This is a genomic window from Paraglaciecola sp. 20A4 (assembly GCF_011378905.1).
Lineage (GTDB): Bacteria > Pseudomonadota > Gammaproteobacteria > Enterobacterales > Alteromonadaceae > Paraglaciecola.
Genome location: NZ_WTPY01000002.1, coordinates 196,686 through 211,498, shown reverse-complemented (window position 1 = coordinate 211,498; position 14,813 = coordinate 196,686). Strand labels below are relative to the sequence as shown.

General features: G+C 45.6%; 12 protein-coding genes. 10 read left to right on the top strand and 2 right to left on the bottom strand.

Annotated elements, in window-relative coordinates; genetic code table 11:
- Window positions 1-5: 5 nt before the first annotated feature.
- The 10 genes from GQS54_RS03395 (at window position 6) to GQS54_RS03350 (ending at window position 11,821) form a co-directional block, all read left to right on the top strand.
- Complete coding sequence (locus GQS54_RS03395; protein WP_166422599.1) at window positions 6-1,157, top strand: amine dehydrogenase large subunit; 1,152 nt, start codon at window positions 6-8, stop codon at window positions 1,155-1,157.
- Between the two features lie 5 nt (window positions 1,158-1,162).
- Window positions 1,163-1,687, top strand: coding sequence for a MauE/DoxX family redox-associated membrane protein (locus GQS54_RS03390; RefSeq protein ID WP_166422598.1), 525 nt, complete (start codon window positions 1,163-1,165; stop codon window positions 1,685-1,687).
- Window positions 1,688-1,693: 6 nt separating this feature from the next.
- Window positions 1,694-2,314, top strand: a complete 621-nt coding sequence (locus GQS54_RS03385) for a redoxin family protein (protein WP_166422597.1) — start codon at window positions 1,694-1,696, stop codon at window positions 2,312-2,314.
- Window positions 2,315-2,328: 14 nt separating this feature from the next.
- The gene (locus GQS54_RS03380) at window positions 2,329-2,886 is read left to right on the top strand and encodes a methylamine dehydrogenase light chain (RefSeq protein WP_166422596.1); all 558 of its coding nucleotides are present in this window, start codon (window positions 2,329-2,331) and stop codon (window positions 2,884-2,886) included.
- A gap of 14 nt (window positions 2,887-2,900) precedes the next feature.
- On the top strand, window positions 2,901-3,356 hold the full coding sequence (locus GQS54_RS03375; protein WP_240919815.1) for a cytochrome c: 456 nt from the start codon (window positions 2,901-2,903) through the stop codon (window positions 3,354-3,356).
- Between the two features lie 30 nt (window positions 3,357-3,386).
- Entirely contained in the window at window positions 3,387-5,711 is a 2,325-nt protein-coding gene (locus GQS54_RS03370) for a TonB-dependent receptor (protein ID WP_166422595.1), read from the top strand.
- A 26-nt stretch (window positions 5,712-5,737) separates the two neighbouring features.
- On the top strand, window positions 5,738-7,438 hold the full coding sequence (locus tag GQS54_RS03365; RefSeq protein WP_166422594.1) for an AMP-binding protein: 1,701 nt from the start codon (window positions 5,738-5,740) through the stop codon (window positions 7,436-7,438).
- Between the two features lie 10 nt (window positions 7,439-7,448).
- Window positions 7,449-8,861 carry an aldehyde dehydrogenase family protein gene (locus tag GQS54_RS03360; RefSeq protein ID WP_166422593.1) on the top strand — a complete coding sequence of 471 codons (1,413 nt, stop codon included), beginning with the start codon at window positions 7,449-7,451 and terminating at the stop codon, window positions 8,859-8,861.
- 142 nt (window positions 8,862-9,003) lie between these two features.
- On the top strand, window positions 9,004-10,341 hold the full coding sequence (locus GQS54_RS03355; protein WP_166422592.1) for a DASH family cryptochrome: 1,338 nt from the start codon (window positions 9,004-9,006) through the stop codon (window positions 10,339-10,341).
- Window positions 10,334-11,821, top strand: a complete 1,488-nt coding sequence (locus GQS54_RS03350; RefSeq protein ID WP_166422591.1) for a deoxyribodipyrimidine photo-lyase — start codon at window positions 10,334-10,336, stop codon at window positions 11,819-11,821. The genes GQS54_RS03355 and GQS54_RS03350 overlap by 8 nt, the downstream gene beginning before the upstream one ends.
- 31 nt (window positions 11,822-11,852) lie before the next feature.
- Here the strand turns inward: GQS54_RS03350 and GQS54_RS03345 are convergent, their stop codons facing one another.
- Complete coding sequence (locus tag GQS54_RS03345) at window positions 11,853-12,002, bottom strand: DUF2256 domain-containing protein (RefSeq protein WP_166422590.1); 150 nt, start codon at window positions 12,000-12,002, stop codon at window positions 11,853-11,855.
- 174 nt (window positions 12,003-12,176) lie between these two features.
- Window positions 12,177-14,573: a TonB-dependent receptor gene (locus GQS54_RS03340; RefSeq protein ID WP_166422589.1), complete on the bottom strand. Its 2,397-nt coding sequence runs from the start codon at window positions 14,571-14,573 to the stop codon at window positions 12,177-12,179.
- Window positions 14,574-14,813: the final 240 nt, after the last annotated feature.

Below are 14,813 nucleotides of genomic sequence, written 5' to 3'. Positions count from 1 at the left end.
ATTAAATGGTTAGTAAAAAAATATTACTCTTATCCTCACTGCTTTTTTGTTCAGTGGGCCATGCCGAATTGCCCAACGACACAGTACCTAAGGTGCTGACACTGCCTCAAGAACACGGTGAGTCATGGTTATATGTACAAGACATGAATTTTTGGGGAATGACCGAAGGCAAGGTGATTATTTTGGATATCGCTAGCGCCAGTCATAATTACAAAGGCCAAGTCAGCACGGGATTCTTTGGATCATTTATTCCCTCTACCCAGCGTAATGAAATGTACAGCGCCGAAACTTACTATGCCCGTGGTACCCGTGGTGCGCGAACCGATGTACTTTCGATATGGGATAACGCCACGTTAACCGTAACGAATGAAATTGAATTACCCCATAAAAAGCGCGCACAAACGGTTTCTGAAAAAAATGCCACCCAATTAATCGACGATGACAAGTACCTGCTTGTTTTCAACTTTACCCCCGCCACCTCAGTATCGGTTGTCGATATGCTTGAGCATAAGGTGCTCAGCGAAATCGACATTCCAGGCTGTAGTTTAATTTATCCATCTGGAAAACGCGGTTTTAGTACCTTATGTGCCGACGGCTCAATGCTGAGCATTCAGTTAGATGAAAAAGGAACTGTCGCCAGCGAGACACGTGTACCGTCATTTTTTAATGTGGATGAAGATCCGCTTTTCGAAAAATACGCGCGCATAACCGATATTGGTTATTTCCCAACATTCCATGGCTACATGCAGCCTGTTGATTTAAGCGGTGCGGTAGCGAAACCCCTAGAAAAGTGGGATTTACTAACGCCCAGTGAGCGTGAGCAAAACTGGCGGCCTGGTGGTTGGCAAATAATTTCAGGCCATCCCGATGGGCAGGTATTTATATTAATGCATAAAGACGGAGTCAACGGTAGCCACAAGGACGGCGGCACAGAGGTGTGGGTGTATGACATAAAGCAACATAAAAAGGTGAAAACAATCCCCCTTAACACTCACGGTATCTCGCTTGAAGTCACCAAAGGTAACAAGCCTCTCTTAGCCGTGACCAACGCTAATATGATGATCGATGTATACAACATCCAGAACGCTGAGTTACAGCGCACTCTCTCTATTGGTGGCGATAATGCAAACCCCTTCACGTTAACAGCAGTGGAGTAGAAGCAATGCTAACGACTCTATTACTCGGCTTACTCAGTGTATTTTGGATAGCCTGCGCTATTCATAAGCTTGCAGACATTAACGGCTTCAACCACAGCTTGAAGCAATACCAATGGGTTCCTCCCATCAACCACACTATATTGCTTAGCGGCTTGATCGTGGCAGAAACCATAAGTGCAATTTTTGTGGTATTGCCGGCTTTGCATATGCTCGGACTATTTATCGCATGCTCATTGCTGCTGGCTTATAGCGTACTTATTGCACTGAACATCCTTTCTGGTAACCGAGATTTCGACTGTGGCTGCTTGTTTGGCAATCAGGAACAACGCCTGAGTGCCAGTCTTTTGTGGCGCAACGCCGGTATTTTTTTATTACATGTACTTGCCGTTATAGGTTTGCAATCGGGTACACCGATTCAAACTTCAGATGTATTCACTAGCCTACTGTTTGGCGCTGTCACGTTGTTTATCGGTGTGATTGTCCAACAGGTAATTCGCAACCAATCTCACATTAACGCCCTAAAGAGGTAACTTATTATGTCAAACTTATTTTTATTCACTTTCGCCCTATTGTGGGTATTGGTTATCGCACTTAGCGTGGTGGTTTACGCCTTAGCTCGTCAAGTCGGTGTGTTATATGAGCGTGTTGCCCCTGCAGGCGCATTAGCCATGAATCAACAGCTCAAAGCGGGCGATAAAGCACCTGAGGTTTCAGTTAAAACCGTCACTAATGAAAAACTATTCATTGGTAAACCGACCCAAAAAAGTACGTTACTGTTTTTTCTATCGCCAGATTGTCCCGTATGTAAAGAGTACCTGCCTGTCATCACCTCGCTATCTCGTGCGGAACGTTCTCATTTGGATGTGGTGTTAGTGAGTGATGGTGAAGGCCCTGATCATCAAGCCTTTATTAAAGAGAAAAAACTCGAAAACTTCCCCTATGTTCTTTCTGAAGAAGTGGGCAAAAAATACGGTGTTAGCCGTTTACCTTACGCCACGCTAATCGATAAAAGCGGCATCATTTCATCAATGGGCTTGGTGAACTCAAGAGAACACATCGAAAGTCTACTTAACGCTCAAGACCTAAACGTTGCGTCGATTCAAGAGTTCCTAGAGAAGCAAAGCAACAACGAACGCACCCTCTACAAGCAGGCTTAAGGAGAAACTCTATTATGAAATGGTTTGATAAATTCTTCGAAACTAGAACCCGAAATATTGCGCGCACCAGTTCAAGACGCAGTTTTTTATCTAACGTCGGCAAGGCCGTGGTAGGTGTTTCAGTCATACCTGCGTTACCGGTTGCTAAAGCGGCGGGCGGCGGTGCCTCGGCGGGTGCCCATTACCCAGGCGTGTCCCCTCAACCTAACACCAATGAGGGTGACCCTGGGGATCCGACAACATGTGAATACTGGCGTTATTGCGGCATAGACGGTTTTTTATGTTCTTGTTGTGGCGGCTCGCAATCCGCTTGCCCCCCAGGCACTGAAATGTCCCCCATCACCTGGATAGGCACCTGCCTCAACCCAGCGGATAACAAACACTACATCATTTCTTATAACGATTGCTGCGGTAAAGCCGCTTGCGGGCGTTGTTTCTGTAACCGCAATGAAGATGACACCCCAATGTATCGGGCGTTTTCAAATAACGACACCAATTGGTGTGTGGGCGCATCGAGTGAAACATACGTTTGTTCGACGGCGGTGATCCTTGGTACGTCGATTGAATCATAGTTGGGAGCTTCCCTATGCTTAAAACGACTCAACTCAAGCAAATAGCCTCAGCCTTCGGGCTGACTTTATTGCTGCTACAGCCCTGTGTTAGTTATGCCAACGACGCCCAAGCCAAAATGAAATACACCTTGTTTTGCAGTGGCTGTCATACCGCCGATGGCCGCGGCAGTGGTGATCCTCGCATACCGGACATGCGCAACTTCGTTGGCTACTTTGCTGCGGTCGAAGGGGGTCGAGAGTTTTTAATTCAAGTACCGGGTGTGTCAACCGCGCCGTTAAAAAGTAAGGAATTAGCCAACATAGTCAATTGGATGCTGCGCACATTTAGCGCTGAACAACTACCAGATGACTTTAAACCGTTTGATGAACAAGAGGTGGAACGATTGCGGCAGTACGTTCTACGTAGCGAATTGGGAGATACGCGCAAAGCGCTGGTTACCCGAATAGAAGAGTACAAAAACAATAATTAAACACGACTGGATTCGCACCTAGGAGACACCATGAAAACTTTAAGCTATTCAACCATATCGACCGCGGTCATTCTCGGCCTCGCCGGTTTAAGCGGCCTGGCCAGTATCAGCGCCCATGCAGATGTATTAGAAGTCATAGAAGTGACCGCTCAAAAACGCACGCAAAGTGTTCAGGAAGTGGGCATTTCAATTACCGCTTTCAGCGGCGAGCAAATAGACGCCCTAGGCTATGACAATGCCCAAGAGGTTACTGCCATGGCGCCAGGGGTAACAGCTATTCAACCTAATGGCCCATCTGCGTTTTATATCAATATACGAGGCGTAGCACAAAATGATTTCTCTGGTGATCACCAAGAGTCTCCCGTTGCGGTTTATCTCGATGAGGCCTATATCAGCGCATCATCGGGGGCGGGGTTTCAATTATTTGATATCGAGCGAGTCGAAATACTAAAGGGGCCACAAGGTACTTTATTTGGTAGAAATGCAACGGGGGGCTTGGTTCATTACATATCACGTAAGCCTACCGACACCTTTGAGGGATACGGTAAGCTCACATTAGGTAGCTATAACCAAGTCCTTACCGAAGGCGCCGTTGGTGGCGCTCTAACCGACACCCTATTCTCTCGCTTCTCGTTCACTACCAATAATCACCAACCCTATATCAACAATACGCTCGGTAAAGATCTTAACAACGGTGACGATTGGGCTGCTCGCTTGCAGTTTTTGTTAGAAGTGACCGACGATGTGGAATGGCTCATCAGCGCCAGAAGGGGTGAGCAAGACATAGACAGTGGCTTTTTTGAACATTCCAGTGCACGGCTAAATCCAGCGACAGGGTTGGGGGAGCACTTTGATGGACCAAATTTAACCACCTCTGCTTATCAAGAGCCTGACAACGGCGTTTACACTGGTTCATACGATAGAATTGGCTTCAATAAAGTTGAAAGCCAAGGCGTTACTAGCAATTTGCAGTGGGACTTCGGCGATATTCTTTTTACCTCCATTACCGATATCTGGAGCCTAGAAAAAGACTATATAGAAGATTCAGATGCCTCACCCCAAGACTACTACAACTTCTTTTTACAATCTGATGTTGACCAGTTTTCACAAGAATTACGCCTAAATGGTCAAAGTGATAATACCCGCTGGGTGACAGGGCTTTACTATCTCGATATTGACGGCACATTTGCCAATGGCGGTGAGGTAAGAGGATTTGTTGATCAACTTGCAGGCGCGGGAGCTGGCACGGGCCCTGAAACAGGTGGACCTGTCACCATATGGACACCGTTTGATACCACCACAGAAACGTATTCTGTCTTTGCCCAAGTCGAATATGACTTGAATGAACAGTGGACTGTCATCGGTGGCTTACGCTGGGCCAATGAAGAAAAGTCTATGGACTACTCACAAAACTACGTGGAAATGGCTAACGGCAGCAATCCTTCAGCGGCCAATATTGTCAATCCTGATCCTCTGGGCTTTGGTGGGCCGTTATTTGTGTTCAATGACGACACCTTTGATTTCGCTAGCCTCGACGACGATTACGTCACGGCCAAAGCAGAAGTCGATTTTACGCCCGCCAAAGGCACCTTGTTCTATTTAAGTTACAACCGCGGCATTAAAAGTGGTGGCTACAATGCGCCATTAGATATCAGCGACTTTTTAGACGGCAATCCAGAAACGGGTGGGCCTGAAGAAATGACGTTCGATAAGGAAACCTTGCATGCCTACGAGTTCGGTATTAAGCACCAGCTTAATTCAACCACTCGGGTAAATGGAGCTATGTATTATTACGACTATGATGATTATCAAGCTTTTCGCCTAGAAGGCCTTACCACCTTTGTGTTTAACACTGACGCCAGTGTGAGTGGAGCAGAGCTTGAAATCACCTCGAACCCAGTGGATAACCTCGACCTATTATTAGGCGTAAGTTACATAGACAACAACGTGGAAGATGCCTACCAACTACCCAATGGCGAGTTGGTAGATCGCCGAGCAGTAGTGACCCCAGAATGGAATATTAATGGTTTAGCTCGATACGGCTGGCAGTTAACCGACGGTGAACTGGCTGCCCAAATAGATTTCGTCTATATGAGTGAACATTTCTTTCAATTAAAAAACTCTCCCGTTGGCGAGCAAAGTGGTTACGCCTTATTTAACGCTAGGGTTTCCTATACCTCAGACGACGGGAAATGGGTGCTCGCAGGTTTTGTAGACAATTTGCTAGATAAAGAATACCGGGTTATGGCATTTGATCTTGCTGGCGGTCCTGAAGCAGGTGGCTTCGGAATGGTCGAAAACTACTATGGTAAACCAAGATGGTGGGGTGTCAGCGCCACCTACAAATTTGAATAAAGAACAGAATACATTAGGAAAATTTTATGGCACTTAAACAAAGCTATATATGTGGTAAAGCCGACTCACAACTGATTTATCAAACCATCGGCGAGTATTTTGATTTTATCAGCCACACACATGCAGACAACGAAGCTCTGGTGGTTGCGCACCAAGATATTCGCTGGACCTACGCGACGCTGCGGCAGAAAGTAGATGCCTTAGCAACGGGATTACTGGCATTGGGTGTTACTACCGGCGACCGCGTCGGAATTTGGGGCCCGAATTCTTATGAATGGACCGTCACCCAGTTCGCCACCGCTAAAATTGGTGCGATCATGGTTTGCATTAATCCCGCTTATCGCCTTCGTGAGCTGGAATATGCCTTAAACAAAGTCGAGTGCAAAGCCATTGTCTGTGCAGAGCAATTTAAAAGCAGTTGTTACCCGGATATGCTGCAAGAATTGCTGCCTGAATTGGCGCAGTGTGCGCCGAGTAACATTCAAAGCGACGCTTTTCCTCATTTACGCAATATTATAAAGATGGGCGACAGCGTGGTGCCTGGCATGCTCAATTATGCCGATGTAACCAATATGGGCAAAGCAGAGGATCACGCAAAGCTGAAGCTTATCGCCAGCCAGTTACTGCCTGACGATCCGATCAATATTCAATTCACCAGTGGTACCACAGGCCAACCCAAAGGCGCGACTCTGACCCACTGTAATATTTTGAATAACGGCTTTTTAGCGGGGGAAGGCATGCGCCTGACGCCACAGGACAAAGTGTGTATTCCGGTGCCGTTGTACCACTGTTTCGGCATGGTGCTAGGCAACTTGTCTTGCATGGCTCATGGGGCAACCATGGTCTATCCCAATGATGCGTTTGACCCGTTATCCACATTGCAAGTGGTTGAGAAAGAACGCTGCACCGCACTGCATGGGGTGCCGACTATGTTTATTTCAGAGTTGGATCATCCGCAATTCAACGAGTTTGACTTGTCAAGCTTACGCACCGGCATCATGGCCGGTTCCTTATGCCCAGCGGAAGTGATGAAGCGGGTTATTAATGAAATGCATATGGAACACGTACTTATTGGCTATGGACAGACGGAGCTCAGCCCGTTAAATCACCTTACATTACCTGAAGATCCCATCGAGAAACGTGTTGAAACCGTAGGTCGGGTGATGGCACGTATCGAAGTAAAATTAATCGATGAACAGAATCGCGTTATTCCCATAGGTGAACGTGGTGAAGTGTGTACCCGAGGCTATTCGGTCATGCGCGGTTATTGGAACGATTCAGTACGTACCGCGGAAACGATCGATCCCGGTGGTTGGTTACATTCTGGGGATATAGGCGTCATGGATGAAGATGGCTACGTCACCATAGTCGGGCGCAGTAAAGACATGATCATTCGCGGAGGTGAGAATATTTACCCTAAAGAAATAGAAGAGTTTTTATATACCCATCCAGCAGTGCAAGACATACAAGTGTTTGGCATTGCCCATACTGATTACGGTGAAGAAGTATGCGCGTGGATCTGCCTCAAGCCGGGTAGCAGTGCTTGTGCCAGTGAAATTACTGATTTCTGCAAGAACCAAATTGCCCACTTTAAAATTCCAAAACATATCCGTTTTGTCGAGGCGTTTCCCTTAACGGTGACCGGCAAAGTACAGAAATTCAAAATGCGTGAAGTTATGGAGCTCGAAATCTCCCTGATTTCTTCTTCACCTTCCCTTGCAAAATAGAGGATAAGAGATGCAATCATTTTCAATGCTGATAAACGGCGAGCTAGTAAAAGGTAACCGTCCACTGGAAGTCATTAATCCAGCCACTGAAGAAGTGTTTCAGCGCATAACATGCGCTGATGAAAACCAATTTGAGCAAGCGATAGCGGCTGCCAAAGCTGCATTTCCACTTTGGCAAACGATTGATATGCAAACGCGCAGAAACTGCCTAAATAAACTGGCGGATGCTTTAGAAGAGCAAACCCAAGCGTTTGCCGAATTACTCACCCAAGAACAGGGCAAGCCCCTAGCGGAATCTACCGCTGAAGTGGGGTTCAGTTGTGCCTTTATTCGCTATTTTGCTCAAAGCGAGTTACCCATTGAAACCTTTCAAGACGATGAAACCGCTAAGATTGAACTGCACCGTAAACCCCTCGGTGTGGTGGCCGGTGTAGTGCCGTGGAACTTCCCATTAATGATTGGCAGTTTTAAACTGGCCCCTGCAGTATTGGCGGGAAACACCTTTATATTAAAGCCCCCTGCCACAACCCCTTTATGTGTGCTGAAATTAGCTGAAATTTGTCAACAAATATTCCCTAAAGGCGTAGTGAATATTATTACTGATAACAATGATTTAGGGCATATTCTTAGCGGCCATCCAGATGTGAATAAAATCGCATTTACTGGTTCAACCCCAACGGGCAAAAAGATCATGTCTAGTGCCTCTGAAACCCTCAAGCGCTTAACCCTTGAATTAGGCGGCAATGATGCAGGCATCGTGTTACCCGATGTCGATCCGAAAAAAATAGCCCCTGCCATTTTTGCCACTGCGTTTATGAATTGCGGCCAGGTGTGTATCGCCCTCAAGCGTTTATATGTCCATGAGGATATTTACGATGCGCTCGTGAGCGAACTTTGTGAGCTGGCGAACAATGCGGTTGTAGGTAATGGATTAAATGAAGGCGTGACTTTTGGTCCTATCCAAAACAAAGCTCAATTCCTCAAAGTACAAGAATACTTGGCTGATGCAAAAGAAAACGGGGTTATCGCCGCCGGCGGCGAGCTGCCAAGCGGACCCGGTTTCTTTATGCGCCCCACCATAGTGCGTGATATAACCGATGGCTGCAAAGTGGTAGACGAAGAGCCCTTCGGACCCATTTTACCGGTCATCAAATACAAAACCATCGACGAAGTCGTTGAGCGTGCTAATAACTCAGTATTTGGATTAGGCGGTTCGGTGTGGTCTAACGATTTGGACAAGGCGTATGAAGTTGCTAAGCGTTTAGAGTGTGGCACGACCTGGATTAATCAACATTTAGCCTTTGGCCCAACAGTGCCATTCGGTGGCGCAAAAGAGTCCGGCATAGGCGTTGAATTCGCCCAAGAAGGGTTACTGGAATATACCCAAGTCCACGTCATTAATATGGCTAAACAGACTTTTTAATACCCCGTACATAAAACGTTCTGCCGCCGCCCTATATCAATATGGGCGGCTTATTCTGCTTGCTTTGACTAAGCTGATCCCATCCCTGTGAACACGCGTATTTATCAATAATTACTATGATTACTTTTACGGGTGCCCATTTTTGAAAAAGTTAGCTTCTGAACACAAAAAACGTGGGATTTTTTGGTTTCGACATGACCTGCGCCTACATGATAATCCTGCACTTGTGACGCTTAGTGAACAAGTTGACGAACTTCTATGTGTATTTGTAATAGACCCTCGATGGTTTAAGAGCAGCCACTTTCAGTCGGCACATATGGGCGATACACGCTGGGTTTTTCTGCAGCAAAGTCTGACAACCTTGCAACATAATTTGCAAAAACGTGGACAACGTTTGTTTGTACTCGATGGTAAAACCTTAGATGTACTTGGTTCATTAATAGAAACCTATACCCCCAATATAGTCGCCTCAGGCATGCACCCTGGCGTATATGAACGTCAGCAATGGCAGAGATTAAAACAGGGTAATCCTGATATTCATTTTATTCAGGAAAACGCCCAATGCTTATTTCACATTAATACACTGCCCTTTGAAGTTGAATACCTACCCGCAAGCTTTACTCCATTTAGAAAACGCATTGAAGAACAACAAGTAGACTCTGCCTTACCATCACCGACCTCTTTGCCTCTGGCGCCTGAATTAGCATGGTTACCGGTGCGGGAGCTCGATCAGCTAGATATGGTCAAACACCATGGCTTCACAGGGGGGGAAGACGCTGCGTTAGGGCAACTCGAATACACACTTTTTACCAGTCACAACATCAAAGAATATAAACTCACACGCAATGGTCTCGATGGTTGGGACTATTCCAGCAAACTTTCCCCTTGGCTCGCCAATGGAAGCCTTTCTGTCAGGCAAGTATTCTCTGAGCTGACCCGTTATGAATCAGAGCATGGAAAAAACGACTCCACTTATTGGCTGTATTTTGAGCTTCTATGGCGTGAATATTTCCAATGGCATTTGGTCAAATACCAATCAAAATTATTTCAATTTTCTGGTACGCAAGAAGCTCGCCCGCTAACCACCTTTATTGCCAAGCGGTTCGCGATGTGGTGCCAAGGCCACACGCCTTATCCCATCGTTAATGCGTGTATGAAGCAATTGAATCAGACGGGTTTTATGTCAAACCGAGGCCGTCAGTGGGTCGCGAGTTGCCTAGTGAATGAGCTCGGCGTTGATTGGCGTTTCGGGGCAGCCTACTTTGAGCAGCAACTTATCGACTTCGATGTGGCATCAAACTGGGGAAATTGGCAATACCTAGCGGGTGTAGGAGTAGACCCCAGAGGCCATAGACGATTCGATCTCGCTAAACAGGCTGAGCAATATGATCCAAACGGAGAATTCGTTCGCCAATGGGGCGGTGATAGTAACGTTAATCCTATTGACCAAACTGATGCGGTAGATTGGCCAATTGGATAAAACCCTGATTAATGTCGTTTGGCTTAAACGAGACCTACGCTTAAGAGATCATCAAGCCTTAGTCGCGGCCGCACAACATCGGCTGCCGGTACTATTGATTTACGTTTTTGAGCCATCAGTCATAGCAGACTCTCACTACGATATACGCCATTGGCGGTTTATTTGGCAATCTATAGCAGACCTGAACAGTCAACTTGCCGCTTATCACTCTCGGGTTATCGTGTTCTATAAAGAAGCACAAAATGCGTTTCATCAATTGATGGAGCATTTTCATATTGCTGGCGTGTATAGCCACCAAGAAATCGGCCTTGCGTGCACTTTTAAGCGCGACAAGGCTATCGCGCTATTATTGAATACTGAAGGTATAGGCTGGCATGAATTTAGTCACGGCGGTGTTATCCGTGGTGTAACTAATCGACGAAACTGGGAGCAAAAATGGCACGCGCACATGAACGCGTCATGTGCAGATCAGCCTCTGAATGAAGTAAATTGGTTAGCCTCAGAGAAATCCAAAATGCTAGATAACAGTAATGTAATACCAGAAGGGTACAAAACGAGCGACCCAGCATTTCAACTTGGAGGTGAAAAACGAGCTTGGTATACCCTCCACCATTTTCTAAAAGAGCGGGGCAAAGCTTACGCCTACTCCCTGTCTAGCCCGACCAAAAGCAGAACCGCCTGCTCTAGACTGTCTCCCTATTTAGCGTGGGGGAACATAAGTACTCGTCAAACTTACCAATTCACCGCTTCGAAAAAGCAAAAAGTCGGATGGCAAAGAGCAATCAGCGCATTTCGAGCGCGCCTGCATTGGCATTGCCATTTTATGCAAACATTTGAAAGTGAATCAGAGATGGAGTTTCGCCCCGTAAACAAAGCCTACCTTGCATATGAATACGCTCAAGGAGAGGTCAAAGACCTCAATTTACAAGCATGGAAAAACGGTCAAACAGGCATTCCAATCGTGGATGCTTCGATACGCTGCCTACATCAAACGGGTTATCTTAATTTTCGTATGCGAGCCATGCTAGTAAGCTTTTTGTGTCACCATTTAAATATCGACTGGCGAGAAGGAGCACCTCACTTAGCACAATTGTTTTTAGACTTTGAACCAGGGATACATTATCCGCAGTTTCAGATGCAAGCATCGGTAACCGGCACCCACCTTATTCGCTTATACAACCCGGTCAAACAATCACAAGAGAAAGACCCAAAAGGTGAATTTATTCGCCGCTTTGTGCCTGAAATAGCAGAGCTACCTGACGTATTAATCCATGCGCCATGGCTACTAACTCCCATGGAATCACAGTTGTATGATGTGATATTAGGGCAAACTTATCCACATCCTATCGTTGATCTTGAACAAACAGCCAAGCGAGCGAGAGACTCGCTTTGGGCGTTTCAAAAACGCGATGATGTCCAACAAGAAAGTAAGCGGATCCTCAAGCAACACACGCTGCCAAATCGTCCTAGAAAAAGCTGAGCCTGACATGATGAAAATAAGACCTAAATGATTACGCATTTTCATTGCGCTGCTTTCGATTCCCTGCACAACGCTTCGAACAATACTTTACTTGGTCCCAGTCCTTGTGCCATTTTTTGCGCCATGCAAATGGCCGCTGACAAACAGGGCATATTTTGCTGGGTAAATTTATTTTTTTCATGACAATTGCCAGCTAAAAAACCGTTAATACGCGCCTTCTAGCTTAAACGAATAGCCTTGCTTTACGCATAAAGAAAAATGTCAGTTCAACATTTCATTTGCAACTGGGTACCTGAACGTCCACTGCAACGTTCAGGTACTCAGCGATTTTCTCGGGGTATGTGATTAATTAATGTTACTCAAAGAAGTAACGGAATGTCGCACCAATCGTTCTTGGTTGGTTAGTCGTGAAGGCAAGTCTTGCGCGTCCACCGCGCTCACGATCCAACGACAATAGCGCATTTTCATCAAACACATTGTTTGCATAAATTAAAATTTCATAGTCGTCATATGCAAGTCCAAAGCTTAGATTCAATGTGCCGTAGGCGTCTAGCATCAAGTCCAGTTCGGTTGTTTCCAGTCCTGTTGCTCCCCCAAACGCGACCCCAGAGGTAAATACACCTGCACCAGCCACTTGATCACTAGGTTGCGTGATACGATCACCTACGTATTGATAAGAACCTTGGAAATAGCTGCTATTGGAAGAGAAAATAGGCTGTGGAAGATCATAGGTAAGGGCAATCGCAAAGCTCTCTTCTGGCACTGACGCCAAACGGTTACCATCTTCTACCCCCCCTAGAACCGCACCTGATCCATCAACCACGGTTGAGTCAAATCTTGCCTCTATAATACTACCAGAGAGGGAAAAGAATAATTGATCGGTGAACTGGCGAGTTAGTTCAAATTCAATACCTTGGCTGTGAGCATCTGGTACATTGAATGAAACACGAGAAGAACAAGAGCCCGCATCTAACGTTACTTGTAAATCTTCGATATCATTATAAAAAGCAGAAACATTTGCACTCCAGCCTCGACCAGAAGACTTAACGCCTAATTCATAGTTTGTTAGCTGCTCGTCTTCATAGTTTTGAAATGCGCCAAAAATAGCTTCATCTTGATCTGAACATAAGCTTCTATTCAGCGGATCATTTACGCCACCAAGCCTGAAACCTTGGGAAACTTGAGCGTTAATATTGACGTTTTCGTTTAAGCTGTATTGACCAAGAAACCGTGACGTAAAACCATCAGACTCAGTGCCGTCAGTTTGTCTGTCTCCATTAGCAAATAAACCGCCCGAAATAAACTCACGTTCTTCTTCGTAATCATAAAAACGCGAGCCCGCTGTCAGTTTTAAATCATCGTTTACTTGATAATTAACTTCACCAAAAATCGCCAATTGGCTTAAATCATAGGGTAAGAATGCGTTATAGGGTGAGTCTGCGTTAAACCCATTAGCCACGGCAGCAGAAGTACCTTCACCTAAGGTTGCATCGGTAAAGCTATCATAACCAGGTGTGGGTAAAGACTGATCGTACGTTCTATCCGTTGATGAATAAAAGGCACCTACTATCCAATCTAGTGCATCATCACCATTCGATGCTGCGCGAAGCTCGAACGTGTCTTGCTCCACTTCTGTGCGATCTAATAGGTTTGATGGAAGCGTTACTGCAGCATCAGGAAAGCCTAAATCTACGCTTACTGAGCCTGATAACGTGCTCGCGTCGCGACTCACTAGAATATCTCGGTCTGTATAGCTGTAAACAAAGGTAAAATCGGCAATGTCCGCTCGATACTCTGCCGTTAAATCGGCGATAAGTGTATCGTCAGAGAAGCCTTCTTCTAAGAATAAGTACTGTTCTCTTTCTTTTAATTGTTTTGCTGGCCACGTTGTGGTGTAAGGATTGGCAAATATATTGAAAGCGTCTTGCCTATTAAAGCCGTTAATATCGAGCTCCTGGAATATGATCCGCGGGGTGATAGTGAGTTTGTCATTAGGGCTGATAACAAACGCGACTCTACCACCCGTTCTATCACCGTCGTTTACATCTTCCCGAAAAGTGTTATCAGGTCCGTGTGCATCGATAAAACCTGCATATTCAGTGCGATACACAACCGCACGCATGGCAACAGAATCTGAAATAGGAAGGTTAATCATGCCTTTCACATTGCCACCAACACCGCCATCTGATACAGAATTCAGATTCCCTTCAAATTTACCCTCGAACGTGTTTAGTTCAGGTTGATTGGTGATATAACGTAGCGTTCCACCAATTGAACCGGAACCAAACAGCGTACCTTGAGGACCGCGCAGCGTCTCTATGCGGTTTAAATCAAATAAGTCTAGATCAGGGGTAAACAGCGAAAGGGAAATAACACTTTCATCCAAATAAACGCCCACTTGCTCTTTTACACCGGGTTGGTCACGTACGATTTGGCCAGCTGATACACCGCGCATCGATACTTGGCTTTGCCCGGGTCCTAGGTTTTGAATTGATACACTGGCGACATTTCTAGCAACATCTTCCAAATTGCTAGCTCCGCTTCTTTCGAAATCCTTTTGTGTCTGCGCATTGATTGAAAACGGAATGTCGCCTATTGATTCTGCGCGCTTAGTCGCCGTAACTATGATTTGCTCCACATCCTCTTCTTGAGCAGCGTTTGACTGCTGTGCAATTGCACTAGTGCTAAGCAGTCCCATCACTGCAACACTCAAGGTGCTTAGGTGAAATTTGTGTGTGTTTCGTTTAAACATGTGTCCATCCAGATAGTTGTTGTAATTTTGTTAATAACCGCAACGTAATGTGTCAAAAAAAATCAGCCATTTCTACTGTTTAAGAGAGATATATTGCTAATTATCTTTAAATTGACTAAAACAAACGAAAAATACCGTTATAACAGAGGATTAATCTACATTTTTTGGATGAATCAGAAAGGTAATAAAGACCTAAAGTAAGACATAGGTGAGTGGCATTGCAAAAGTCGTTGGCATTGC

What these genes read in the sequence shown, in the direction of transcription:
- GQS54_RS03395 (WP_166422599.1), top strand. Translation starts at nt 6, where the DNA reads ATGGTTAGTAAAAAAATATTACTCTTATCCTCACTGCTTTTTTGTTCA.
- GQS54_RS03390 (WP_166422598.1), top strand. Translation starts at nt 1,163, where the DNA reads ATGCTAACGACTCTATTACTCGGCTTACTCAGTGTATTTTGGATAGCC.
- GQS54_RS03385 (WP_166422597.1), top strand. Translation starts at nt 1,694, where the DNA reads ATGTCAAACTTATTTTTATTCACTTTCGCCCTATTGTGGGTATTGGTT.
- GQS54_RS03380 (WP_166422596.1), top strand. Translation starts at nt 2,329, where the DNA reads ATGAAATGGTTTGATAAATTCTTCGAAACTAGAACCCGAAATATTGCG.
- GQS54_RS03375 (WP_240919815.1), top strand. Translation starts at nt 2,901, where the DNA reads ATGCTTAAAACGACTCAACTCAAGCAAATAGCCTCAGCCTTCGGGCTG.
- GQS54_RS03370 (WP_166422595.1), top strand. Translation starts at nt 3,387, where the DNA reads ATGAAAACTTTAAGCTATTCAACCATATCGACCGCGGTCATTCTCGGC.
- GQS54_RS03365 (WP_166422594.1), top strand. Translation starts at nt 5,738, where the DNA reads ATGGCACTTAAACAAAGCTATATATGTGGTAAAGCCGACTCACAACTG.
- GQS54_RS03360 (WP_166422593.1), top strand. Translation starts at nt 7,449, where the DNA reads ATGCAATCATTTTCAATGCTGATAAACGGCGAGCTAGTAAAAGGTAAC.
- GQS54_RS03345 (WP_166422590.1), bottom strand. Translation starts at nt 12,002, where the DNA reads ATGAAAAAAATAAATTTACCCAGCAAAATATGCCCTGTTTGTCAGCGG.
- GQS54_RS03340 (WP_166422589.1), bottom strand. Translation starts at nt 14,573, where the DNA reads ATGTTTAAACGAAACACACACAAATTTCACCTAAGCACCTTGAGTGTT.